The sequence below is a fragment of the Kitasatospora griseola genome, from assembly GCF_014648555.1.
In the GTDB taxonomy this organism is placed as follows: domain Bacteria; phylum Actinomycetota; class Actinomycetes; order Streptomycetales; family Streptomycetaceae; genus Kitasatospora; species Kitasatospora griseola.
Window position 1 is genome coordinate 25,281 of sequence record NZ_BMRI01000044.1, and the last position, 23,319, is coordinate 48,599.

The following is a 23,319-nucleotide window of genomic DNA, read 5'->3' on the forward strand; positions in this document are numbered from 1 at the left end:
TGGTCAGCGTCCAGAAGGTGATCTTGCCGAGGCGCTCGTCCAGCATCTTGCCGGTGAACTTCGGCCACCAGAAGTGGAAGCCGGCGAACATCGCGTACACCACGGTGCCGAACAGCGTGTAGTGGAAGTGCGCAACCACGAAGTACGAGTCGGAGACGTGGAAGTCCAGCACCGGCGCGGCCAGCAGGACACCCGTCAGACCGCCGAACAGGAAGGTGACCAGGAAGCCCGTCGTCCACAGCATCGGCGTTTCGAAGGACAGTGAGCCCTTCCACATGGTGCCGACCCAGTTGAAGAACTTCACACCCGTCGGAACGGCGATCAGGAAGGTCATGAACGAGAAGAACGGCAGCAGCACCTGGCCGGTGACGTACATGTGGTGCGCCCACACCGTCACCGACAGGCCGGCGATCGCGATGGTGGCGGCGATCAGGCCTGAGTAGCCGAACATCGGCTTGCGGCTGAAGACCGGGATGATCTCGGAGATGATGCCGAAGAACGGCAGCGCCAGGATGTACACCTCCGGGTGGCCGAAGAACCAGAACAGGTGCTGCCACAGCATCGGCCCGCCGTTCATCGGGTCGAAGACGTGGGACCCGAACTTGCGGTCCATCTCCAGGGCGAGCAGCGCGGCCGCCAGCACCGGGAAGACCATCAGCACGAGCAGCGAGGTCAGCAGCACGTTCCAGGCGAAGATCGACATCCGGAACATGGTCATGCCGGGGGCGCGCATGCAGATGATCGTGGTGATGAAGTTGACCGCGCCCAGCACGCTGCCGAAACCGCTGAACGCCACACCCATGATCCACATGTCGGCGCCGACGCCGGGGGAGTGGATGGCGTCGGACAGCGGCGCGTAGGCGAACCAGCCGAAGTCGGCCGCGCCCTGCGGGGTGAGGAAGCCGGCCGCCGCGATCAGCGAGCCGAACATGAACATCCAGTACGACAGCATGTTCAACCGCGGGAACGCCACGTCCGGCGCGCCGATCTGCAGCGGCATGATCCAGTTCGCGAAGCCGGTGAACAGCGGCATCGCGAACAGCAGCAGCATCACCGAGCCGTGCATGGTGAACGCCTGGTTGAACTGCTCGTTGGAGAGGATCTGCGTCCCCGGGCGGGCCAGCTCCGCCCGCATCACCAACGCCAGCACGCCGCCGATCAGGAAGAACGCGAATGCGCTGACCAGATACATCGTGCCGATCGTCTTGTGATCGGTTGTGGTGAGCATCCGCACTATCGCGCTGCCCGGTGTGCGTCGTGGAGCGGCCTCGGCCGCCCCCCGACTCGCCTCGATGGCAGCCATCGGCCGCCCTCCTTCGTCCTTGCCGAACCTGGTGGCGCCACCGCCCGACGGACCGTCACCTGCCATGACAGGAGACCGGTGACGTCCGGGGGCGGGCGGCGGCGCAGTGCCGGACCACCCGGTCCACGGGGTGCTTCCGGGGAGTGGAGCACCCCCGCCGAGCGGTGGCGATCCATGCTCGTTCGCGGACGGGTCGCGACCCCAGGGCCGATGGTCCCGCCGCGAGCGGCCGGGCGTCCCCGGTCCGGAGGCCCTCCCGCGCCGAACGGCCCGGGAGCGGCAGGGACTGACGGACCACCAGGTCAGGACGCCGGAAGGGCCTGAACGCGGCCCGTGGGGACGCCGCCGGGGAACGGGCGGGAGGGCTCGGGACGGCTCCTGGCACCGCGGGGACGCGAACGGGCGTCGCAGAGACGCGAACGGGCGTCGCGGGGGCGCCCGTTGGGTGCGCAGGGACGCGGACCGGCCTGAGGTCTCGCGCGGACGGGGCGTCAGGCGTCCGGATGGCGTGTCAGGCCGCGGCGTGTCAGGCCGCGGCGCGGTGCGCGACGTGGTGCAGGTGATGGCTGCGGGCGTCCGCGCCGTGCAGCGTGCGCAGGCCCGCCATCAGCAGGGCCGGGTCCTGGCGCAGCCAGAGTCGGACCGCCGCGCCCAGCGCCGCGCACGGGGAGGCCGGGCGGACGCCGCTCAGGTCGGTCATCCGGTCGACCAGCGCCGGCAGCAGCTCGGCGAGTTCCGGCGGCAGCCACACCGTCACCGCGCAGGGCGCGAACCGCCGCAGCTCGTCGGCGAGTTGGGGAGTGCCGCCGGTGAGGACGGCAGGCAGGACGTCCAGCAGGGCGTCCGCCACCACCTCGGACACGTCGCCGCGGTGTCCGTGCGCCAGCCGTCGTAGCAGCGTCCGGTCGGCGGTGGTGAGCCGGACAGCCAGCATGACCTCGTCGGATTCCATTGCTCGGCCTCTCCGGGCGCTCGCGCCCAACCGACCGGCCCGCCGCGTGCGGACCGGACACGGCCAACGCTGACCTGTTGACCTGGGTGTCACTGTCCCCAAGCCGGAAACGGCGGGGGAAGGGCCGAACGGCCCCGTTCGCCGGGGCCTGACGGCGGCCCGACCGCGGCCCACCACGGCCCGCCGCGGCCCACTGCGGTCCGGCCGCCGGAAGCGGCCGCCGGAAACGGGCGGCGAAAGCGGCCGCCGGAAGCGGGCGGCCGGGCCGGACGGTTGCCGCAGCGGTCGGGGGCTACCGCGAGACGCCGGTCGACCCGTCGTAGCGGATCCGGTGGTCCGGCACACCCGCGTCCAGCAGCAGCGAGCGGGCCCCGGCGACCATCCCGGACGGGCCGCTGAGCAGCGCCAGCCCGGGCACGCTCTGGTGACCGCGGAGCAGCGCCGCCAGGCCCTCCAGGTCCGGTCCGAGCATCGGGGTCAGCTCCAACCAGGAACGGTTGGCGGCCAGTTCGACCAGCGCCGGCCAGTCGTACAGGTCGTCCCGGCCGCGCGCCGCGACCACCAGCCGCACCCGCCGGCCGCGGGCCCGGTGCGCCGCCGCGAACTCCTCCACCAGCGCCTTCATCGGAGCCAGGCCCGTTCCGCCGCCGACCAGCAGCAGATCGCGGTGGACGTCCGAGCCTTCGAGGTCCAGCGAGAGCGAGCCGCGCGGCGGCCCGACCCGGATCTGGTCGCCGATGCTCGTGCCCTCCACCAGTGCCGCGCTCACCCCGCCGGGCGAGGTCCGGCGGACGTGGAACTCCAGCACCCGGTCCTCGCGCGGCGCGCACGCCACCGAGTACGTCCGCCAGGTGTGCGGCAGCAGCGGCGACTCCAGCGCCGAGTACTGGCCCGCCCGGTACGGGTACGGCTCGCCGGTGCGCACCCGCAGCACCGCCAGGTCCGGGCGCCGCCGCTCGTGCCCGACCACCTCGCCGTGCCAGAACGGCGGCTCGGTGGCCGCGCCCTCCGCGCCCGCGACCATCGCCGCCACCGCGAACCGCAGCATCCGGATCCAGGCCGCCTCGACCTGCCCGGTCCACAGCTGCCCGCCGCGCACCCGCAGCGCGCTGATCAGCGACTCCTCGAACGCCTCGTAGTGCGCGGGCCACACCCCGAGCTTGCGGTGGTCCGCGCCCAACGCCCGCAGCCGGGCGTCGAGTTCGACCGGCCGGTCGAGGTGGTCGATCAGGTGCTGGAACATGTGCGCCAGGTGCTGGCGCTGGAACTCCATCGACTCCGGGAACAGCCGCCGCAGGTACGGCCGCCGGACGAACATCGCGTCGTACAGCACCTCGATCAGCGCGTCGAACGGAAGCAGCGGCGCGAGGTGGCGGAGGATCAAGTCCCGGTCGCCGGGTTCCGGTGGCTCCACCGCGGGCCCCTGCGGGGCGGACCGGCCGGTCGGGGCCAGGATGCTGCGGCGCAATCGCATCGCGTGGTGGCGGGCGAGCAGTCGATCGTACTCCGGGCTGAACGCGTCCTCGTCGTAGGAGCCTGCGGTGGTGGGGGTGGCGGTGCGCGGGCGCGGAGCGCCGCTGCTGATGTACTCCATGAACGTCAGGTTAACCACCCGCGAAGGCGAGTTGATCATGGACTGTTCGGCCGCCCGAGGGAGGGACGTTCGGCCCTTGACCTGGGGCGATGCGATCGCCGCGGGCCCGTCGGCGGCCTCGGGGGAGGCGTCCGACGGGCCCGCGGCGCGAGGTTCTCAGGCAGTGGCGACGGCCGGGACGCGGCGACGGAGCAGGGAGCCCAGCGCCAACCCGCCCGGTCCGACGGCGGCGATCAGCAGGAATGCCCAGCAGAACATCGCGGCCGACTCGCCGCCGTTCTGGATCGGCCACAGCGCGTGCTCCTGGTGCACGCTGAAGTACGCGTACGCCATCGAACCCGAGCACAGCAGCGCCGCCGGGCGGACCGCGACGCCCGCCAACACCAGGATGCCGCCCGCCAGTTGGATCAGCGCGGCCCACCAGCCCGGCCACTCCCCGACCTGCGGCGCCTTGCCGTGCGGGCCGCCGAGCACCCCGAACAGGGTGGCCGCGCCGTGGCAGGCGAACAGCAGCGACACGACGATCCGGGCCAGGCCGAGCACCGTGGGACGGGCCCGATCGGCGAGCCGCGACAACTCTTCGAACATGTGTGAACTCCTCGTGTGGGGCGAGACGGTTGACGACCCGGCTGCAGGGAGCCCACCGGAGAGGGAACGGGTCGGAACCCGCTCCCGATTTGACGAAGCGGCGACAATTCTGACGGTGGGTCAGGGTGGCGGCCAAGTGCCTCCAGCTATGAGATTCCTATGAGTGCGGGCACCTGCGCGGCCCGGGAAGGCGGGCGGCCGCGAGGGTGTGTCATACGCTGGGCAGCATGTCGAACCCCGATGGGCTGCTCGTCGACATCGCCGCGATGGTCGAGTCCGAGCACAGCAACCAGATGTCCCTCACGGTGGTCGTCCCCGGCGCCGTGATCACCGGCAGGCTGGCCCCGGTGGCCCTGTGGTGGGAACGCGTGGCCGACGTCCTCCAGGCCTCCGACCACCTGAAGCCCTTCGCCGCCCTCTTCGCCCAGCCCACCGCCGGCCCCCCGGCCCGCCCCACCCACCTCCACCTGCACCGGGCGAGGATCCTCCAGGGCGACTTCGGTCTCCCGCACACCGGCGGCATGTACCGCATCGCCATCGGAGACATCAGCGCCTGGTCGGTCGGCGACCTGAGCTACTCCGACGCCTGAGCTGCGGCGGAGCCCTGCCCTGCGGCGGCGCGGCAGCGCGGTGGCGCGGCGGCGCTGCTCGGCCGGCCGGCGTCCGACGTCGGGGCCGGTGCCGGTCCCGGTCCCGGGTCGGTCTGGGGGAGGGCGACGGCCGGGCCCGTCAGCATCCGGAGGGCCGTGCTGTCGGCGAACACCCCTGCACCCATGCCGACCCCATCGGCTGCTACAAATCGCCCCGCCCCAGTCGGGCGACCAGGTCCACCACGCGGCCCGCGCCGTCCTCCTTCGCCATCCGGGCGGCGGCCGCGGCCGCGCACTCCCGGTGGGACGGGTCGGTGACGGCCTGGCGGATCGCCGACGCCAGGCGCTCCGCCGTGAGGTCGCGGAACGGGATCGGCGCCACCGCCGCCCCGATCGCCGTCAACCGCCGCGCCCAGAACGGCTGATCGGCCGTCACCGGGACGGGGACGGAGGGCGCTCCCGCGCGGAGCGTAGCCGCCGCCGTGCCTGCGCCCGCGTGGTGGACGACGGCCGCCACGCGCGGGAACAGGGCGGCGTGGTCGAGCTGGCCCACGGTCAGGACGTCCTCCGCTTCCGCCGTCAGTCCCGCCCAGCCGGCCTGGAGGATCCCCCGCTGCCCGGCCGCGCGCAGCGCCTCCACCGCGAGGCGGCCCAGGCGTTCGCCCTGGCCCGCGCCCATGCTGCCGAAGCCGATGAACACCGGTGCCGGGCCGGCCGCGAGGAACTCCTCGACCTGGTCCGGGAGTTCGCCCGACCCCGCCGGCCACCAGTTGCCCACCACCGCCAACCCCGGCCGCCAGTCCGCCGGTCGGCGCACCAGCGCCGTGCTGAAGCCGTGCAGGGCCGGCCACTGCTCGCCGAGCAGCCTGCGGCGCATCGCCGGCCCGGAGAGCGGCGGCAGGTCGAGCCGGGCCCGCAACTGCGCCACGGCGTCCCGGTGCAGGCGGTCGACGACCCCCAGCGCGGCCCGCCCCGCCGCTCGGTTCCCCCACCGGCCGAGCGACCTGGCGCCGCCCACCACCGGCCCGAACTCCCCGGTGGGCTCCACCGGTTGGAGATACACTCCCGCACTGGCCGTCCCCAGCGCCTCCGCCACGTGCCACCCCAGTGGCGCCGTCGAGGTGGACAGCAGCAGCACGTCCGCCCCCGGCTCGGCCGCCTGCGCGATCCCCTGCCCCAGCTCCCCGACGAACTCCTTCGCCCGGCGCAGCATCCCGCCCTTCCCGCCGCCGCCCTTCCCGTCGCCGTTTTGCGGGTCGCCGGGCAGCGGCCGGAACTCCAGCCCGCACCGCTCCACCGTCTCCGCGTAGCTGCTGTGCGTCGCGAGCGCGACCTCGTGCCCCGCCTCGGCCAGCCGAACGCCGAGCCCCGTGTACGGTGCGACGTCGCCGTGCGAGCCCGCAGCCGTGACCAGAATCCGCATCTCTTCTCAACCCTCCATCGTGCGACGGGCGTTGGCCTCGATCGCGGCATGCAGGAACCGGGCCAGCCCGGGCAGCTGCTCGGACGGCGGCACGAGCATCGCGAACGCCCGCGGATCGGTCAGATAGTCCGCCGCGATCAACCGGTGCGCCTCCGGCGGACACGGCGTGAACCACCGCTCCACATGCGCCCGGTGCTGCTCCGCCAGGTCCATCGCCCGCTCACCGTCGGCCGGTTGGCCGTCCTCGAACGCGACGATCAACTCCCGCCGCCACTCCGTCGATTCGGCCATCAGCTGCCGCCAGTCCGCCTTGCTGTGCCGGGCCGCCCGCTCCATCGACTCCCGCTGCCGCGGGCTGTCCGCCCACTTCAGCTGCGCGTCCGTCGCGTAGCTCAGATCCCAGCGGACCTCGCCGAAGATGTCGAACCGCTCCTCCGGCGAGAGCCGCACACCGGTCCGCTCCACCTCGATGGCCTGCTCGGCGACCTCCACCAGTTTCTGCAAGGTGGCGATCTGCTCGTTGAGTTGGCGGTGCCGTTCCTTCAGGTGGCTCAGCGCGGTCGCCCGCGGGTCGGCGAGGATGCTCCGGATCTCCTCGATCGGAAACCCCAACTCCCGGTAGAAGAGGATCTGTTGGAGCCGCGCCAGATCCCGGTCGGTGTACAGCCGGTACCCGGCCGCACTTCGCTCGCTCGGCGACAGCAACCCCTCCCGGTCGTAGTAGTGCAACGTCCGCACCGTCACCCCGGCGAACCCCGCCACCTGCCCCACCGAAAAGCTCGCACCCTGCTCGGCCACGCCCGTTCTCCCTTCGAACGCCCCCATGCTGAACCCTGACGCCAGGAGAGGGTCAACCCGGGACCGGCCGCCGCGCGGGATCGCGGGCCGCCCGTTCGCCGAAATCCGGCTGACGGCCGTCTGATGGTGCGTCAGGATGTCTGCCTGCCGTACCGACGAGCGAGAGGCCGCCCGCATGCCGCACCCCGAGCCGACCGACCCGCTGACCGCCGAGCTGGTGGTGGACATCGCTGCCGCCGTGACGCCGACCGTCTCGCCGGACGGCCGACTGGTCGCCTACGGCGTGGTCGCGCACGGGGGTGCGAGCGGGGGTGCGGGCGGGCGGCCGTCCGGGGCCGTCCTGGTCGCCGCCGTCGACGGCAGCGCCGCTCCGCGCAGGCTGACCGACGGCGCTGCCCGCGAGCTCGCGCCGAAGTGGGCGCCGGACTCGGCGGCTCTGTTCTTCACCTCCGACCGCGAGGAGGTGGGTCGCGCGCAGCTTCGGCGGATCCGCCTGGACGGCGGCGAGGAGACGGCCGAGACCCTGACCAGCCGGCGTGGCGGCATCGTCGGCCACTGCCCGCTCCTCGACGGCCGCACCGTCGCCCTGCTCGCCGCGGACGAACCCACCGCCGAGGACGAACGGCGGGAGGCCGAACGCGACGACGCCAAGGTCTGGGGCCGGCACCTGCCGCCCACCCGGCTGCGCCTGCTCGACCTGGCGAGCGGCGTGGTCCGCACCGTGGACGGTCTCGGCGACCGGCATGTGGTCGAGGTGACCCAGCGTCCGGACGGCGGTCCGCTGGCGGTGCTGAGCTGGTCCACCCCCGAGCTCGGTCACGGCGTCATGACGGCGGAACTGCACGTGGTCGACCCGGACTCGGGGGTTGTTCACGACCTGGGTCCGGTCGGGGCCGAGGCGCAGTCCCCGGCCTGGTGGAAGCACGACGGCGGCTGGCACCTGGCCCATCTGGCAGTGACTCCCGGGCAGTTGATCGGCGGGCTCGCCGTGGTCGACACCGTCCCGCCGACGACCGGCCCGGCCGTCGAACACCGCAACCTCACCGCCGGCATGTCCGTCTGCCCGACCGGGCTGACGCAGGTCGCGGACGGGCCCCCGCTCGCGCTGTTCGCCGACGGGCTGGACACCGCGCTGTACCGGCTCGACCCGGAGACGCTGCGGTTCCAGCAGCTGTCCAAGGCCCCCGGCCTGCTCGCCGGGCTCACCGCGAGCCGCTCCGGGGACACCGTCGCCCTGCTGGCGAGCACGGCGTACGAGCCCAAGGACGTCCACGCCGGACCCGTCGGCGGACCGCTGGCCCGGATCGGCGACACCGCACCCGAACTGCGGGGGATTCGCTGGGGAGTTCAGGAACGCCTGAGCCACCGGGCCGCCGACGGGCTCCAGTTGGACGGCCTGCTGATCCTGCCGGTCGGCCGGGCCCGGGACGACGGCCCGTTCCCGCTCGTCACCCTGGTCCACGGCGGCCCCTACTCCCGGTACGCCGACGAATTCGCCCTCAACGCGGTCGACTGCGGCCAATGGCTGGCGGCCGCCGGGTACGCGGTCCTCCTGCCCAACCCCCGGGGCGGCTCGGGGCGCGGCCACGAGTTCGCCGCCACGGCCGCGGGCGCGGTCGGCGGCGACGAGTGGACCGACGTCCTCGGCTTCATCGACCTGCTGGTGGCGCAGGGCGTCGCCGACCCCGAGCGGCTGGGCATCGGCGGCTGGAGCCACGGCGGCTTCCTCGCGGCCTGGGCGATCGGACGGACGGACAGGTTCAAGGCCGCCATGATGGGCGCCGGCATCAGCGACTGGGGCGCGCAGGCCGGGACGGGCGACTGGGGGATCCTCGACGCGGCGCTCGGCGGCAGCAACGGATGGGACGGCCCGGGGCCGCACCTCCACGACCGGAACAGCCCCCTCTCCCACGCGGCCCGGATCCGCACCCCGATGCTGATCCTGCACGGCGAGCAGGACACCAACGTCCCGCTCGGCCAGGCGATCCACTTCCACCGCGCCCTGCGCCACTTCGGCGTCGAGCACGAGTTCGTCGTCTACCCCCGGGAGGGCCACGGGCTGGAGGAACGCGCCCACCAGCTCGACGCCCTCCGGCGCATCCGCGCCTGGTACGACCGCCTGCTGCGAGCCCGCGCCGGGGCGTGATCGAGGACGCCCCGGTGGTCCGGGTCGAGAAACCCGACCCGGACCACGGTGCGACAAGTGCCCTACACGAACGTCATGGCGGCGCCGACGGTGACGTTCGGACCGGCCGTGACCCAGGGGTCGGGGTGCGGGCCGCGGACGGGGCCGAAGTGGATCGGGACGGGCCCGTTGGTGCCGCAGGCCGGGTAGCCGTCGACGTCGGAGATGGCGACCGAGCCGCCGGGGGTGGAGAAGCCGGACGTGCTGATCGCCTCGGTGCTCTGCCACAGACCGGCGGTGGAGAGGTGGGCGAGCGTGATCGTCCCGTCGGTGGCGACGTAGCCGACGGCCGTGCCGGCGGCGTTCTTCGCGGCCGAGAGAACCGCACCGTCCGGGACGGTGCCGGCCGGGGCGGTGGTGTTGGCCTGTACGGCCCCGGAGCGGCCCGCGCCGGCGCTGATCGTCGCCTGGTTGAGGCGACCGTCACGGCCGGCGTAGAACACCGAGAAGTAGCCGGACGACGCGCCGGGAGCCACCGCGATGCCCGCACCGGGACGGGCGCTGCCGGCCGGGGCGATGGTGTAGGAGGTCAGGCCGCCGGTGGCCTGCGAGGTCCAACCGACGGTCACCGCGCCGCTGTCGCCGACCGTCAGGATCCCGGCGCGGCCGGTGATCGGGACGACGGCGGCCTCCGCGGAGGGCGGATAGGCGGCGGGGGCCGGGAGCTGACGCCAGTCCACGGTGACCGGGAGGCACGGGTCGTTGAACAGCGAACTCGTCGCCGTCGCCACCGCCGGGCCGGTCCAGACCGTGGTGACCAACGTCAACTGGGTGCCCGCCCAGGCAGAGGCGATCCGGCCGCCGGGCTGAGCGCTGGCCGGGCTGCTGATCGCGTACGGGTCGGACGTCGGGTAGTCGCCGCAGTACTCGTAGACCGAGCCGTCCGTCGCGGTGAAGTGGACGACGGGCCGGTGGCCGGGCACCCGCACCGCCGCCACCCGCGCACCGGGCGGGGCGAGCGCGGCCGGGCCGAGACGCGCGGCCGTGGTCCAGGTGCCGGCGGTGTCCGAGTAGTGGTAGCTCCACAGGCCGCCGTCGGCCCCGATGTAGTACGCGTCCGCCTCGCCCGCCACCGCGGCGGCAGGCTGGACCGGCCCCGCGAGCAGGGCGGCGGCGGCCAGGAACAGCAGGGTGAGCAGAGCGCGCAGTCGTTGGGCGGGCGGTCTGCTCCGAGTGGGTTGCGACATGATGCCTTCCTCCTCCAACTAGGCTGTGAGGCAGGAAGTTTGACAGTCGGTCACGCCCGGTTCCAGAGGTTGCGCGGAACAGTGTGCGCGCGGGGTCGCGTCGGGCGGTGCGGTGCCGGCCGTGCCTGCCAAATCCCGCTACGCGTGCGGCCCCCACCGTGTTCGGGGTGGCGGCCCGTCAGTGGACCCTTGGCGCGCCCGGCAGGTTCACCGGATGCCGCCGGCGATGGCTGCGCCCGTGAAGGACAGGCCGAGGCCGAGTGCCACGGCGACCACCACGTAGAGGGCGGCGATCGCGACCCGGCGGGTGGAGGTGAGGGTGAACACCTCGTAGGAGAAGGTGGACCAGGTGGACAGGGCGCCGCAGAAACCGGTGGCCAGCAACAGTTCGGGGTCGGGGCCGAGCCGGTCGCGCAGGACCGCCTCGGAGAGGAAGCCCAGGATCAGGCAGGCGGCGGCGTTGGCGGTCAGCGTCCCGAACGGGAACGGGCTGTGCACCCGGGATTTGACGGCGACTCCGGTCAGGTAGCGGGTGGGCGCGCCGAGCATGCCGCCGGCCAGGACGAGCAGCCAGTCAGTGACCACGGGACGCCTCCTGGTGTGCGGGGGTGCCCACGGCGGCGCGGGCCGCGAACACTCCGAGCGTGACGCCGGCCAGCGCCGCGACCACCGTCAGCAGCAGGTAGGCGACGGCCGTGCCGGGGGCGTGGGCGTGGAACAGCTCCCGGACACCGTTCTCGTAGTGCGAGAAGGTGGTGAAGCCGCCGAGGAACCCGGTGCCCAGCAGAGCGCCGGCCAGCTTCTTGGCCTGCGGGAAGCGGGCGGTCAGCACCGTCATCAGCGCGCCCATCACGGTGCAGCCCACCGCGTTGACGGTCAGGATCGGCCAGGGGAACGCAGTACCGGACGTCACCCAGGCCCGCCCCACCGCGTAGCGGGCGACGGCGCCGAGACCGCCACCGACGGCCACCACGAGGACGATCGGCAGCTGGCTGCCGGGCACGTGCTCGGAGTGGGCGTGGCCGGGCGGGCGGAGCGGACGGTCCTTCAGGTCGAAGTAGGGGTTGGTCACGGGAGCGCGTTCCTTCCATCGGAACCCGAACATGGGCTGATCAGGCGAAAACCGTCGGTCACCGTCCGCCACCGCATGCGGGTGACCGTCCGGGTCGGTTAGACATGACTGCCGAGCAGAAACATTGCAGATCAATGTATTTCACGATGCTCGGCGCGCATGAGACATTCAGGGGAAATCGTGGCACAAGGTGACGCCGTCGGTGCAGCGCAGGACACCCGCCGGATCTGGGGCCGGGAGCCGTTGGCGTACCTGGTCGCCTCGCTGCGCGGCGTCGGCCAGGTCGATCTGCAGCCGCAGCTGCTCACCGGTGCGTTCATCCTGGCCGCCCTGTGGGCCGCGGGCTGGAAGGTCGGTCTGTTCGCCACCCTGGGCACCCTGATCTCCACCGCCACGGCCTACCTGCTCGCCGTCGACCGCAGCTCCATCGCCCAGGGCCTGCAGGGCTATTCGGGTTGTCTCACCGGCATCGCCATGGTGGTCTTCCTCGGCAACCACCTCTCGACCTACCTGCTCACGGTGGCCGCCTGCGTGATCTGCACCGTCCTCACGGCGACGGTCACCCACTTCATGAAGCCCTACGGTCTGACTGCGCTGACCTCGCCGTTCTGCATCGTCTCCGGCGTGATGGTGCACGGCGCGCCTTCCTTCGCGCGGATCTGGCACGGCGCCCCCTCGCCGGTCGCCAACCCCACCATGGGCGACACCGGAATCGCCTGGTCGGACCTGTGGCGCGCCTTCTTCTCCAACGTCTCGCAGATCTTCCTGGTGGACAGCTGGTACGTCGGGCTGATCATGCTGGTGGGCCTGGCGTTCGCGGGGATGCGGGTGCTGCTCGCCGCTGCCCTGGGCAGCGTGGTGGGCATCGTCTCGGCCTGGGCGCTCGGCGCCCCGACCGAGCTGATCCGTGAGGGCATCTACGGCTACAACGCCGTCCTGGTCGGCATCGCCGTCGGCGCGGTGTTCCTCGCCGGCACGGTCTGGAACGCCTGCTACGCCGCATTCGGTGCGGGCGTGTCCACCGGGCTGACCGCAGCCATCACCACGCTCTTCAAGCCCTTCCACGGCCACACCTTCACGTGGCCGTTCATCCTCACCACCTGGATGCTGATGGCCGCCGTCCCCCTGCTGCCCAGACTCCGGCATGCCGAGGCCGGCTGACACCCCGTCACCCCTCGCGGAGGTGCCCCCGGCCGCCGCCCCAGACCCGTTTCCCCAGTCCCGAGGAAGGAACCCGATGAACCTCGCGCCCCGCGAACTCGACAAGCTGGTCGTCTACGTCGTCGCCGACCTGGCCCGCAAGCGCCAGGGCCGCGGCCTCAAGCTGAACTACAGCGAAGCGGTCGCCCTGATCACCGAGGCCATCCTGGAAGCCGCCCGGGACGGCAGGTCCGTCGCCGACTGCATGGAACTCGGCCGGCACGTGATCGGCCCCGACGCCTGCATGGACGGCGTGCGGCAGATGCTGCCCCTGCTCCAGGTCGAGGCGTCCTTCGTGGACGGGACCAAGCTGGTCTCCGTGCACGACCCCATCGGCGGCTGACCGGTGTCCCGCCCCCACACCCACGTCCTCGCGGTCTGCGGCCACGAGTCCGCCCACGGCGCCGCGCTGCGCCGCCTCGCCGGGCCCGGGACCGGCGTGGTCACCGGCGGACGCGAGCTGGCCCGGGCGCTCGCCGCCCGCCCCGCCGGGCAGGACGTCGTGGTCGTCCCGATGACGCTGGGCCGCGACCTCGAACTCGTCGCCGACGCCGCCCGCACCGTCCGCGGCCTGCCGCCCGAGTTGCGCCGGGGCGTGGCCGTCGCCCGGCCGTTCGGCACCGCCGAGCACCTGATCGGCTGGCTGCGCGCCGCCGCGACGACCGTGCCCGCCGACGCGGCGCTGCTGGTCACCGCGCCCGCCGGCGACCCGTACGAGGACGCGGAGCTGTACCGCGTCGCCCGGCTGGTGCGCTGCTACGGGCGGCACCGGCTGGTGGAGACCGCGTTCGTCGGCGGCGACCCCGACCCCGTCGAGGGGGTGCGGCGGTGCGCGCTGCTCGGGGCGCGGCGCATCGCCCTGCTCCCCGCCTCGTTCACCCCCGTCCCCCGGCCGTCCGCGATCGACGGCGTCCGGGTGCTCGACGCCGGTCCGCTGCTCAGCCCGGCCGCGCTCGCAGCGGTGCTCGCCGCCCGGGTCGCCGACGCCGACCGCCTGCTGCGCGAGGGTGGGGACGACGGAGTCGACCGTGCGCTCGGCGCCGCCCACGGCCACGGTCTCGGCCACACCCACGGACCGGAGGAGGGGCACACCCACACCCACGGACCCGGTGCGGACCACCACCATCACCACGGCTCCGGGGAGGACCGGTCCCACGGTCACTCCCCGCAGGCCCACACGTACGTCCACTCGCCCACCCCGTCCCCCCACGCCCGACCCGTTGCCTCGGCGGGCGCAAGGAGCCACCCATGACATTCGGAAAGTACCTGTACGGCGACGGCGACATCGAGATCAACGCCGGCCGCCGCACCGTCACCGTCGAGGTGGTCAACACCGGCGACCGGGCGATCCAGATCGGCTCGCACTTCCACTTCTTCGAGGTGAACCCGGCGCTGCGGTTCGACCGGGACAAGACGCTCGGCATGCACCTGAACATCCCCGCGGGGACCTCGGTGCGGATCGAACCCGGAGGCACCCGCCAGGTCGAGCTGTGCGAGTACGCCGGCACCGGCCGGCTGGTCGGCTTCAGCGGCCTGATCAACGGCAGCGTGGTCTCCCACCCGGCCCGCATCGAGGCCTTCCACCGCGCCCTGGAACTGGGATTCGAAGGAGCCGAAGGGCCGAAGGACGAGAAGAGCAACGCCAAGGGCTCCGCGAAGAAGAAGGGTGCGCACTGATGCCGATCCTGTCCCGCAAGCAGTACACCGACATGTTCGGGCCCACCGTCGGCGACCGGTTCCAACTGGCCGACACCAACCTGATCGTGGAGGTGGAGAAGGACTACAGCGAGGGCCTGTACGGTGACGAGATCGTGTACGGCGGCGGAAAGTCGATGCGCGACGGCATGGGCTCCGACCCGCAGGCCACCGCCGCGCAGGGCGCACTGGACACCGTGATCACCAACGTGGTGGTGATCGACCCGGTCCTCGGCATCGTCAAGTGCGACATCGGCATCAAGGACGGCTTCATCGCGGGGATCGGCAAGTCCGGCAACCCGCAGACCCAGAACAACGTCCACCCGAAGCTGGTGGTCGGCCCGGGCACCGAGGCGATCTCCGGCGAACACCTGATCGCCACCGCCGGCGCGATCGACACCCACGTCCACCTGATCTCCCCGCAGCAGGCCCAGCAGGCGCTGACCAACGGCATCACCACCCTGATCGGCGGCGGCACCGGCCCGTCCGACGGCACCAACGGCACCACCTGCACCCCCGGCCCGTTCAACATCGCCCGCTTCCTGGAGGCGGCCGAGAAGGTGCCGGTCAACATCGGCATCATGGGCAAGGGCAACGGCAGCCTGCCCGGCGCGCTGGACGAGCAGATCGAGGCCGGCGCCTGCGCGCTCAAGGTGCACGAGGACTGGGGCGCGACCCCGGCGGTGATCGACAACGCGCTGAGCGTCGCCGACCGGCACGACGTGCAGGTGGCGATCCACACCGACAGCCTCAACGAGTCCGGCTTCTTCGAGGACACCCGCTCGGCGATCGACGGCCGCACCATCCACACCTTCCACTCCGAGGGCGCAGGCGGCGGTCACGCCCCCGACATCCTGCGGGTCACCGGCGAGGCCAACATCCTGCCGTCCTCCACCAACCCGACGCTCCCGTACACCAAGAACTCGGTGGACGAACTGCTCGACATGGTGATGGTCTGCCATCACCTCAACCACGACATCCCGGAGGACGTGTCCTTCGCCGACAGCCGGGTGCGGGCCGAGACCATCGCCGCCGAATCGGTGTTGCACGACCTCGGCGTGATCAGCATGATCTCCTCCGACTCCCAGGCCATGGGCCGGGTCGGCGAATCCGTCACCCGCTGCTTCCAGATCGCGCACCACTGCAAGGACAAGCGCGGCCCGCTGGACGGCGACAGCGCCCGCAACGACAACCAGCGGGTGCTGCGCTACCTGGCCAAGGTCACCATCAACCCGGCCATCGCCACCGGCATCTCCGAGTACATCGGCTCGTTGGAACCCGGCAAGCTCGCGGACATCGTGCTCTGGCCGATCCACTCGTTCGCCGCCAAACCCAAGATGATCATCAAAGGCGGGATCATCTCCTGGGCGCAGATGGGCGACCCGAACGCCTCCCTGCCCACCCCGCAACCGGTGATCTACCGGCCGATGTTCGGCCAGTTCGGACGGGCCCAGGAGTCCACCCACGTCACCTTCATGTCGCAGGCGGGCATCGCTGCCGGCGTCCCGGAGAAGCTGGGCCTCAAGCGCAAGGTGCTGCCGGTGCGCGGCACCCGGGTCATCGGCAAGCACAACATGGTCCGCAACAACGCGCTGCCGAAGGTCGAGGTCGACCCGGAGACCTTCAAGGTCTCCCTGGACGGCGAGGTCACCACCATCGAACCCGCCGAGACGCTGCCGCTGAACCAGCTGTACTTCGTGGTGTAGCGCGGATGCTCCCCGGCCCGGACCACCCGGACACCGCGGCGCAGTCCCCCGAGCAGGCCCTGCCCGGGGGGCTCTCGGCCCTGCTGGTCAGCCTGCAACTCGCCGACTCCGCCTTCCCCAGCGGCTTCTACACCCTCTCGCACAGCCTGGAGGGCTACGCCCAGGCCGGCGCCGTCACCCCCGACACCCTCCCCGCGCTGCTCGCCGACCTGCTCCGGCACGGCGTCGGCCCCGGCGACGCCACCGCGCTGGCGCTCGCCCACCGGGCCTGCACGGAAGGGGAGTTGACGGACGCCGTTCGGGTCGACCGGCGGCTGCACGCGGGCAGGCTGAGCCGCGAGATGCGGCAGGCCGCCACCCGCACCGGGCGACAGCTGCTCGACCTGTCGGCGGAGGTCTTCGACCACCCGGCGATCCCCGCCTACCTGCGACTGGTGAAGGACCGTCGGGCCCCCGGCTGCCAGGCCGTCGCCGCCGGGATCGTGTACGCCGCCGTCGGAGTACCCGCCGCGCAGGCCGTCGCGAGCGACCTGTTCGCGTTCAGCGCCAGCTTCGCCGGGGCCGCGCTGAGGCTGCGGCTCACCGACCACCGCAAGGCCCAGGTGCTGCTGCGCGGCGCCGCCCCGGTGATCGAGGAGACCGTCCGGGCGGCGCTGGCACGGGAGTCGGCGGACCTCGGCTCGACCGCCTTCGCCTCCGACATCATGTCCGGCCGCCACGAGCGCGCCGAGGCCCGACTGTTCGCCAGCTGAGAGTGGCCCGGAGCCACCTCGCACGACAAGGAGCACTGTGGACGACAACGTACTGCGGATCGGGATCGGCGGGCCGGTCGGCTCCGGCAAGACCGCGCTGATCGAGGCGCTGGTGCCGGTGCTGATCGCCCGCGGCCACCGCCCCGCCGTGATCACCAACGACATCTACACCCAGGAGGACGCCCAGCACGTCCGCCGCACCCTCGACGGCGTCCTCGACCCCGAACTGGTGGTCGGCGTGGAGACCGGCGCCTGCCCGCACACCGCCGTCCGCGACGACCCGACGATGAACCTCGCCGCCGGCGCCGAACTGCTGGAACGCTTCCCCGACGTCGACACCCTGCTGTACGAATCCGGCGGCGACAACCTCACGCTGACCTTCAGCCCCGCCCTGGTCGACGTCTTCGTGTTCGTCCTGGACACCGCCGAGGGCGAGAAGATGCCCCGCAAGCGCGGCCCCGGCATCACCGAGTCCGACCTGCTGGTCATCAACAAGATCGACATCGCCCAGTACGTGCGCACCGACATCGAGGTGATGGAGGCCGACGCGCACAAGGTCCGCGACGGACGGCCGGTCCTTCTCACCAACTCGCTCGACGGTGTCGGCATCGAGGAACTCGCCTCCTTCCTCGGCGCCCGGCGCAAGGCACTGATCTGACATGACCGTCGCTCCGCCGCGGCCGGCCGCCGACCGGCCCACCGAGACCCGGCAGGCTCCCCGACATGTCCCCACCGGAATGACCTCCGTCCCGGCACGGCCGGCCGTCGACCGGCTCGCCGAGGCGTACTGGTCGGCCGGCCGCCTCCCCGCCGAGGTGGCCGCCTGGGCCGGCCGGCCGGACACCCTCGCCCCCGGCTCGCCCGCCAAGGTCGGCATCATCGACCTCGGCTTCGAACTGCGGGGCGGCCGCACCGAGTTGGTCGAGCGCTACCAGAAGACCCCGCTGCAGATCATGCGCCCGCTGCGGCTCGACCCCGCCCGCCCCGACGCCGCGTACGTCTACCTGATGGCCACCGGCGGCGGCGTCACCCAGGCCGACCGCTACCGGATCGACGTGCGCTGCGGCCCCGGCACCCACGCCCACCTCACCACCCAGGCCGCCACCAAGGTGTTCCGGATGGAACAGGACTACGCCACCCAGCTCGTCAACCTGCGGGCCGACGACGGCGCGTACCTGGAGTACCTGCCCGACCCGCTGATCCCGTTCCGCGACGCCCGGTTCTACCAGCGCACCACCGTCACCGCCGCCCCCGGCGCCACCGTCGTCCTCGGCGAGACGATCACCGCCGGCCGGCTCGCCCGCGGCGAACGCCACGACTACCGGGTGCTCGCCACCGACCTGGAGATCGCCCGCCCCGACGGCACCCTGCTCGCCGTCGACACCCTGCGCCTGGTCCCCGGCGGCGACCGGAGCGTCGTCACCGGGCCCGCCGTGTTCGCCGGACACGACCAGTTGGCCACCCTGTTCGTCGTCAGCGACCTGCGCCCCGCCGCCGAGATCGCCGACACCCTGCACCGCGCCCTCGACGGACACGGCCTCCACTTCGGCGTCTCCACCCTCCCCGAGGACAGCGGAGCCTGGCTGCGCCTGCTGGAGGACAGCCCCGTCCGCACCGCCGCCGCGCTCGACACCGCCTGGCACGCCGTCCGCCTGCTGCTCACCGGCAGCCCCGCGCCCGTCCTGCGCAAGACCTGACCCGCCGTCCTGGAGGTAGAAACCCGTGCTGACCGCGCCCCCGCCGATGCCCCCGGCCTACAACGCCGGCGACACGGCCTGGTTGCTGGCATCCACCGCCATGGTGCTGCTGATGACGCCCGGACTGGCGTTCTTCTACGGCGGCATGGTCCGGGTCCGGCACATCCTGATGATGATCAAGATGAGCTTCGCCGCGCTCGCCTTCGGCACCCTGGTCTGGTGGGCGCTCGGCTACACCCTGGCCTTCGGGCCGGACGTCGGCGGGGTCGGCCTGATCGGCAACGCCGACCAGGCGTTCTTCCGCGGCATCCAGCTCACCACCCTCACCGGCGCCATCCCCACCTACATCTTCGCCACCTTCCAGATGGGCTTCGCCATCGTCACCGTCGCCCTGATCAGCGGCTCCATCGCCGACCGGGCCCGGATGCGCGGCTGGCTGGTGTTCGTCCCGCTCTGGCTGCTGATCGTCTACGCGCCCGCCGCGCACTGGGTGTTCGACTCCCAGGGGTGGATCCACCACCAGCTCGGCGCGCTCGACTTCGCCGGCGGCCTGCCCGTCGAACTCGCCTCCGGCGCCGCCGGACTGGCCGTCGCGCTCGCCCTGCGCGGCCCCCGCGACTGGGCCCGCCGCGAGGAGCGCCCCAACAACATCCCGCTGGTGGTGATCGGCGTAGGGCTGCTCTGGTTCGGCTGGTTCGGCTTCAACTCCGGCTCCGCACTCAGCGACCAGGGCACCGCCGCCGCGGCGTTCCTCAACACCCAGCTCGGCGCGGCTGCCGCCATGGTCACCTGGCCCCTGGTCGAAAAGCTGCAGACCGGCCGGGTCAGCACCACCGGCGTGGTCTCCGCCGCGGTCGCCGGCATGGTCGCCATCACCCCCGCCTGCGGCGAGATCAACCCGCTCGGCGCGGTGATCACCGGCCTGGTCGCCGGCGCGGTCTGCGCGTTCGCCATCACCCTCAAGTACCGCTTCGGCGTGGACGACACCCTCGACGTGGTCGGCGTGCACGGCGTCGGCGGCATCACCGGCCTGCTGATGGTCGGCCTGTTCGCCACCGCCCGGATCAGCGGCCAGAAGGGCCTGTTCTACGGCGGCGGCTGGAGCCTGCTCGGCAAGCAGGTCCTCGCCGTCCTCGCCGTGGGCGCCTTCTCGTTCCTGCTCAGCTGGCTGCTCGCCAAGGCCGTCGACCTGACGGTCGGCTTCCGGGACGCCACCGAGTACGCCCACGTCCCCGGTGCGGAGGCCGAGACCGCCTACGACACCCTCACTGCCGAACGCCTGGGCACCCTGGTCGCCGAGGGCGCCGGCCGCAGCGACAGCGAACTCGTCCGAAAAGTCGCCGAACTGCTCCGCACCCGCCGCCAGGACTGACGTGCGTCGTCGGTCATGCGGCCACCTCGCCGGGATGCCTCAGACGGACCCTGCGCCACTGACGGGATCGGCCCTGCCGTCGTCGTCCTCCTGCGTGCCGTCCCCGCCGCCGGTGCCGCTCTCCAGGATGGAGACGATGGAGAACAGCGAGAAGCAGATGCAGCCGAGGCCGACCAGGACCCGGGCCGGGACGATCACTGCAGGACTGGCGGACTCGAACAGGAAGGAGGAGAGGAACAGGCACAGCAGGGCCGTGCCGACCGGGATCAGCGGGACCCGGTTCGCCAGCGGGGCGTCCCGGCGCCAGACCAGCGCGAGCAGCAGCACCTTGCTGAGGATGCTCCAGCAGATCAGCCCGAGCCCGATCAGCACGTAGGCGGCGGCCAGTTGGGCGGACCGGGTGTGCACGGCGAGGACGATCACGGCCCAGACGACGGCGACCGCGCCACAGGCGGCGGCCACACCGGGCCAGAGCGCCCGCTCCCGGGCGGAGTACGTGTTCTGGATCTGCCGCAGGATGCTGGCCACCAGCCCGATCAGGCAGGTGCAGACGAGCGCCAGGCCGACCATCACGTGTCCGGCGGTGAACCGCCCGTCGCGGTCCCCGCCGCCTCCGCCCGCCAGCAGGACGACGGCCCACACCCAGGTGATCACGGCCGCCAGGACGGGGAGCGCCGGCAGAGCCCGGACGGTGAACGCGCCGAACGGCGCCGGCGACAGCGGCGGCGAGCCCTCGGGCAACGCGGAGTTCTCGGTGATCTTCACGAACCGGGTGGAGGCTGTGGCGACGCACGAGACGCAGACGCAGATCATGCCGACCCCGAACACCACGTGTCCGGCGACGAAGTCCGGTGCCGGTCGCGGAGTCTCGGCCAGCAGGGAGAGCCCGTATCCGATGGTGACGCCACTGACCGCGAACCCGAACACCGGGTACAGCACCTTGTCCAGCGCGGTGAAGCGGCCGATGAGCTGCCTGATGATCGTCGCCGCCGTCGCGAACAGGCACAGGCAGATGGCGGCCAGGAAGACGAGCACCAGGCCCGCGACGCGGGCACTCGGCCCGGAGGCGTGTGCGAGGACGTAGCCGCCCAGGGCCGCCGACACCGCGCCCATCAGCACGGGAACGGCCCGGAACAGGATGCTGATCTTGTAGTTCACCAGGCCTCCCGGTGGTGGCGTCGCCCTCATCCTCGTGCCGGTCCGGCCCGGTGGCCACCGGGAAACGGACGGTCCGGTCCTCCGGCTCGGAAGGCCGGCCCTGCCGGTGCACCCGTCCGGGTTCGGACCTAGGGTCGGTGGCATGGCGCAGGACGACGGGCCGGTGGAGCCGGACTACCCGCTCACGATGGCGAACGAGCGGACGTTTCTGGCATGGATCAGGACGGCGCTGGCTCTGCTCGCGGGCGGGGTGGCGTTGGACCAGTTGGCGCCGGAGCTCGCGCCGGCTCCGGTGCGAGCGGCGCTGGCGGTGGCCCTGGCACTGGGCGGGGCGGTGCTCGGGATCGCGTCGTACCGCCGGTGGGTGCGGACGGAGCGGGCGATGCGCGCGGGTGAGCCGCTGCCGGCGGGCCGGATCATGCTCGTGCTGACGGTGTGCGTGGCGGCGGCCGCGATCGTGTTCTCGGTACTGATCATCGGCTGGGCCCGGTGAACGGACACGGCGAGCGCACCATGTTGGCGTGGAGCCGCACCGCGCTGGTCCTCGCAGTGGACGCGCTGCTGGTGCTGCGGACCGGTCTGATCGGCGACGAACCCGGCCTGTTGGCCGTGGGCGCGGGGCTGGCGCTGGCAGCAGTGGGTTTCTGCGTCGTCAGCATGCGCATGCGCGGTCCGGTGGCCGGCGAGTGGCCGGTGCGGGCGCTGACCGCGGTGGTGGTGGTCGCGGCGGTCGGCACCGCATGGTGCGCCCTGGTGTCCCGGGGGCGGTGACGAGTCCGCGTACCGGTCCGGTCGGGTTGCCGTCGGGGGACGGGCGGCCCGCCCGCGGTGACGGACGCGGACGGGCCGACGGGTACGGGTCCGGTGCCCGCTACCGCCGAGGACGCGGTGTCACGGTGCGCCGTGCACGCCTGCCGGGAGCGGCTTGGCGTAGCAGCGGCTGAGCTGCTTGTCCTGGTAGGGAGGGTAGTTGGGGATGGAGGTGTAGCCGGAGCGGGTGTAGAGGGCGATGGCCTCGGGCTGGTGGACGGCGGTCTCCAGGCGGATCTCGGGGTGCCCGAGCCCGGCGGCCAAGTGCTCGGCCCGGGCCAGCAGCCGGGTGGCGATGCCGTGGCCGCGGGCCTCGGGCGCGACGTACATGCGCTTGAGCTCGGCCGCGCCGTCGGGGAACGGCTGGACGGCGCAGCAGCCGACCGGGCGGCCGCCTGCCTCGGCCAGCAGGAAGCGGATGCCGGGGTGGATGTGGATGCCGCCGATGCAGGGCTCGTCCGGGTAGCGGGCGTTCAGGTCGGCGTCGAGGTCCCGTACCAGCTGCCGGATTCGCGGGTCGTCGGCGGCGACCTCGGCAATGGTCAGGTCGTGGGTGGTCACGGGTGGCGGTTCCCTTCGAGGACGAGGTCCAACTGGGTTTCCAGAACCTGCTGTGGGGACGACCGCATCGCGGCACCGCACCACCCGGCGGGACGCCATCGCGGGAGGGCGCAGGCCCGGTGGCCGTCGTCCGGCACGGCCGTGCGGCTGCGGGCGTGGAACGTGAGCCGGGCCCGCAGGGCAGCCGCCCGTATCGGAATCCGTCGGTCAGCGGGAGGCGGCCGTCCCGACGGGCTCGGCGTGCGCCACCGCCCTCACGGGCTGAACTCTCCGACCGGGCGAGGCCCCGACGTCCCACCGGGCCGGGGCCGGTCGGCCCTCGCCCGCCCCACCGGGCGCGCCTACCGTGGGAATCGGCCGACCGTCGTCGGACCACGATCGGCGCAGCGGGGGAGGAGCCATGACATCGCCCACCGAACCCCGCCCGATCGTGCCGGGCACCCGTGCCCGGCGGGGCGGCCGGGCTGCCGAGCCGAGCGGCGCGGGCTTCGCCAGACGCTCCGCCGCGTGGTCGCCGTTCCCGCGTTTCCCGTCGGGCGCGACGCCGACAAACCGCTGACCAGAGAGAGGTGAACGAACGATGCTTGCCGTGATCGTCTACGAGAGCATGTACGGCAACACCGGGCAGGTCGCCAAGGCGATCGCCGACGGCATTCGGACGACCAAGCCGGATGCC

At 72.7% G+C, this 23,319-nt stretch carries 24 protein-coding genes; 13 read left to right on the top strand and 11 right to left on the bottom strand.

The window, feature by feature from the left end:
- The 4 genes from IEZ12_RS33360 to IEZ12_RS33375 form a co-directional block, all read right to left on the bottom strand.
- Nucleotides 1-1,303, bottom strand: a 1,303-nt coding sequence (locus tag IEZ12_RS33360; RefSeq protein ID WP_229848502.1) for a cbb3-type cytochrome c oxidase subunit I, incomplete at its 3' end; no start/stop codon positions are given.
- Nucleotides 1,304-1,829: 526 nt separating this feature from the next.
- Nucleotides 1,830-2,255, bottom strand: coding sequence for a hypothetical protein (locus IEZ12_RS33365; RefSeq protein WP_100585554.1), 426 nt, complete (start codon nucleotides 2,253-2,255; stop codon nucleotides 1,830-1,832).
- 292 nt (nucleotides 2,256-2,547) lie between these two features.
- Complete coding sequence (locus IEZ12_RS33370) at nucleotides 2,548-3,849, bottom strand: globin domain-containing protein (protein ID WP_189277567.1); 1,302 nt, start codon at nucleotides 3,847-3,849, stop codon at nucleotides 2,548-2,550.
- Between the two features lie 156 nt (nucleotides 3,850-4,005).
- Nucleotides 4,006-4,437 carry a DoxX family protein gene (locus IEZ12_RS33375; protein ID WP_043907846.1) on the bottom strand — a complete coding sequence of 144 codons (432 nt, stop codon included), beginning with the start codon at nucleotides 4,435-4,437 and terminating at the stop codon, nucleotides 4,006-4,008.
- A 227-nt stretch (nucleotides 4,438-4,664) separates the two neighbouring features.
- Between IEZ12_RS33375 and IEZ12_RS33380 the strand changes: the two genes are divergently transcribed.
- A complete protein-coding gene (locus IEZ12_RS33380; protein WP_189277569.1) occupies nucleotides 4,665-5,027 on the top strand; it encodes a GvpU-like protein in 363 nt (120 codons plus the stop codon).
- A gap of 202 nt (nucleotides 5,028-5,229) precedes the next feature.
- On the opposite strand, the gene IEZ12_RS33385 is transcribed toward IEZ12_RS33380, so the two are convergent.
- Both IEZ12_RS33385 and IEZ12_RS33390 read right to left on the bottom strand, forming a co-directional pair.
- The gene (locus tag IEZ12_RS33385) at nucleotides 5,230-6,450 is read right to left on the bottom strand and encodes a glycosyltransferase (protein WP_189277571.1); all 1,221 of its coding nucleotides are present in this window, start codon (nucleotides 6,448-6,450) and stop codon (nucleotides 5,230-5,232) included.
- Between the two features lie 6 nt (nucleotides 6,451-6,456).
- Complete coding sequence (locus IEZ12_RS33390) at nucleotides 6,457-7,248, bottom strand: MerR family transcriptional regulator (protein WP_229848504.1); 792 nt, start codon at nucleotides 7,246-7,248, stop codon at nucleotides 6,457-6,459.
- 136 nt (nucleotides 7,249-7,384) lie between these two features.
- Between IEZ12_RS33390 and IEZ12_RS33395 the strand changes: the two genes are divergently transcribed.
- On the top strand, nucleotides 7,385-9,394 hold the full coding sequence (locus IEZ12_RS33395; protein WP_229848506.1) for a S9 family peptidase: 2,010 nt from the start codon (nucleotides 7,385-7,387) through the stop codon (nucleotides 9,392-9,394).
- Nucleotides 9,395-9,456: 62 nt separating this feature from the next.
- Here the strand turns inward: IEZ12_RS33395 and IEZ12_RS33400 are convergent, their stop codons facing one another.
- The 3 genes from IEZ12_RS33400 to IEZ12_RS33410 form a co-directional block, all read right to left on the bottom strand.
- Nucleotides 9,457-10,620 (bottom strand): hypothetical protein, encoded by a 1,164-nt coding sequence (locus IEZ12_RS33400; protein ID WP_189277575.1) that lies wholly within the window; start codon nucleotides 10,618-10,620, stop codon nucleotides 9,457-9,459.
- A gap of 207 nt (nucleotides 10,621-10,827) precedes the next feature.
- Nucleotides 10,828-11,205, bottom strand: coding sequence for a fluoride efflux transporter CrcB (gene crcB, locus IEZ12_RS33405; protein WP_189277577.1), 378 nt, complete (start codon nucleotides 11,203-11,205; stop codon nucleotides 10,828-10,830).
- Nucleotides 11,195-11,692: a fluoride efflux transporter FluC gene (locus IEZ12_RS33410; RefSeq protein WP_229848508.1), complete on the bottom strand. Its 498-nt coding sequence runs from the start codon at nucleotides 11,690-11,692 to the stop codon at nucleotides 11,195-11,197. Before IEZ12_RS33410 ends, crcB begins: the two co-directional genes overlap by 11 nt.
- 159 nt (nucleotides 11,693-11,851) lie before the next feature.
- On the opposite strand from IEZ12_RS33410, the gene IEZ12_RS33415 reads away from it, so the two are divergent.
- From IEZ12_RS33415 to IEZ12_RS33455, 9 genes are all read left to right on the top strand, one after another.
- The gene (locus IEZ12_RS33415; RefSeq protein WP_189277581.1) at nucleotides 11,852-12,853 is read left to right on the top strand and encodes an urea transporter; all 1,002 of its coding nucleotides are present in this window, start codon (nucleotides 11,852-11,854) and stop codon (nucleotides 12,851-12,853) included.
- Between the two features lie 76 nt (nucleotides 12,854-12,929).
- Complete coding sequence (locus tag IEZ12_RS33420) at nucleotides 12,930-13,235, top strand: urease subunit gamma (RefSeq protein ID WP_100585564.1); 306 nt, start codon at nucleotides 12,930-12,932, stop codon at nucleotides 13,233-13,235.
- A 3-nt stretch (nucleotides 13,236-13,238) separates the two neighbouring features.
- Nucleotides 13,239-14,144, top strand: a complete 906-nt coding sequence (locus tag IEZ12_RS33425; RefSeq protein ID WP_189277583.1) for a sirohydrochlorin chelatase — start codon at nucleotides 13,239-13,241, stop codon at nucleotides 14,142-14,144.
- Nucleotides 14,141-14,569, top strand: coding sequence for an urease subunit beta (locus IEZ12_RS33430; RefSeq protein ID WP_189277593.1), 429 nt, complete (start codon nucleotides 14,141-14,143; stop codon nucleotides 14,567-14,569). Before IEZ12_RS33425 ends, IEZ12_RS33430 begins: the two co-directional genes overlap by 4 nt.
- The gene (gene ureC, locus IEZ12_RS33435; RefSeq protein WP_189277595.1) at nucleotides 14,569-16,293 is read left to right on the top strand and encodes an urease subunit alpha; all 1,725 of its coding nucleotides are present in this window, start codon (nucleotides 14,569-14,571) and stop codon (nucleotides 16,291-16,293) included. The genes IEZ12_RS33430 and ureC overlap by 1 nt, the downstream gene beginning before the upstream one ends.
- Before the next feature lie 5 nt (nucleotides 16,294-16,298).
- Complete coding sequence (locus IEZ12_RS33440) at nucleotides 16,299-17,045, top strand: urease accessory protein UreF (protein ID WP_189277597.1); 747 nt, start codon at nucleotides 16,299-16,301, stop codon at nucleotides 17,043-17,045.
- Nucleotides 17,046-17,082: 37 nt separating this feature from the next.
- Nucleotides 17,083-17,703: an urease accessory protein UreG gene (gene ureG / locus IEZ12_RS33445; protein WP_189277599.1), complete on the top strand. Its 621-nt coding sequence runs from the start codon at nucleotides 17,083-17,085 to the stop codon at nucleotides 17,701-17,703.
- A gap of 79 nt (nucleotides 17,704-17,782) precedes the next feature.
- Nucleotides 17,783-18,742, top strand: a complete 960-nt coding sequence (locus IEZ12_RS33450) for an urease accessory protein UreD (protein ID WP_189277611.1) — start codon at nucleotides 17,783-17,785, stop codon at nucleotides 18,740-18,742.
- Nucleotides 18,743-18,767: 25 nt separating this feature from the next.
- Nucleotides 18,768-20,114 carry an ammonium transporter gene (locus tag IEZ12_RS33455; protein ID WP_189277601.1) on the top strand — a complete coding sequence of 449 codons (1,347 nt, stop codon included), beginning with the start codon at nucleotides 18,768-18,770 and terminating at the stop codon, nucleotides 20,112-20,114.
- 39 nt (nucleotides 20,115-20,153) lie between these two features.
- On the opposite strand, the gene IEZ12_RS33460 is transcribed toward IEZ12_RS33455, so the two are convergent.
- The gene (locus tag IEZ12_RS33460) at nucleotides 20,154-21,272 is read right to left on the bottom strand and encodes a DUF2776 family protein (protein WP_189277603.1); all 1,119 of its coding nucleotides are present in this window, start codon (nucleotides 21,270-21,272) and stop codon (nucleotides 20,154-20,156) included.
- 142 nt (nucleotides 21,273-21,414) lie between these two features.
- On the opposite strand from IEZ12_RS33460, the gene IEZ12_RS33465 reads away from it, so the two are divergent.
- Nucleotides 21,415-21,765, top strand: coding sequence for a YidH family protein (locus tag IEZ12_RS33465; RefSeq protein WP_100585571.1), 351 nt, complete (start codon nucleotides 21,415-21,417; stop codon nucleotides 21,763-21,765).
- Nucleotides 21,762-22,043 (top strand): DUF202 domain-containing protein, encoded by a 282-nt coding sequence (locus tag IEZ12_RS33470; protein WP_189277605.1) that lies wholly within the window; start codon nucleotides 21,762-21,764, stop codon nucleotides 22,041-22,043. The genes IEZ12_RS33465 and IEZ12_RS33470 overlap by 4 nt, the downstream gene beginning before the upstream one ends.
- A gap of 120 nt (nucleotides 22,044-22,163) precedes the next feature.
- On the opposite strand, the gene IEZ12_RS33475 is transcribed toward IEZ12_RS33470, so the two are convergent.
- Nucleotides 22,164-22,643: a GNAT family N-acetyltransferase gene (locus IEZ12_RS33475; RefSeq protein WP_189277607.1), complete on the bottom strand. Its 480-nt coding sequence runs from the start codon at nucleotides 22,641-22,643 to the stop codon at nucleotides 22,164-22,166.
- Nucleotides 22,644-23,319 lie beyond the last annotated feature (676 nt).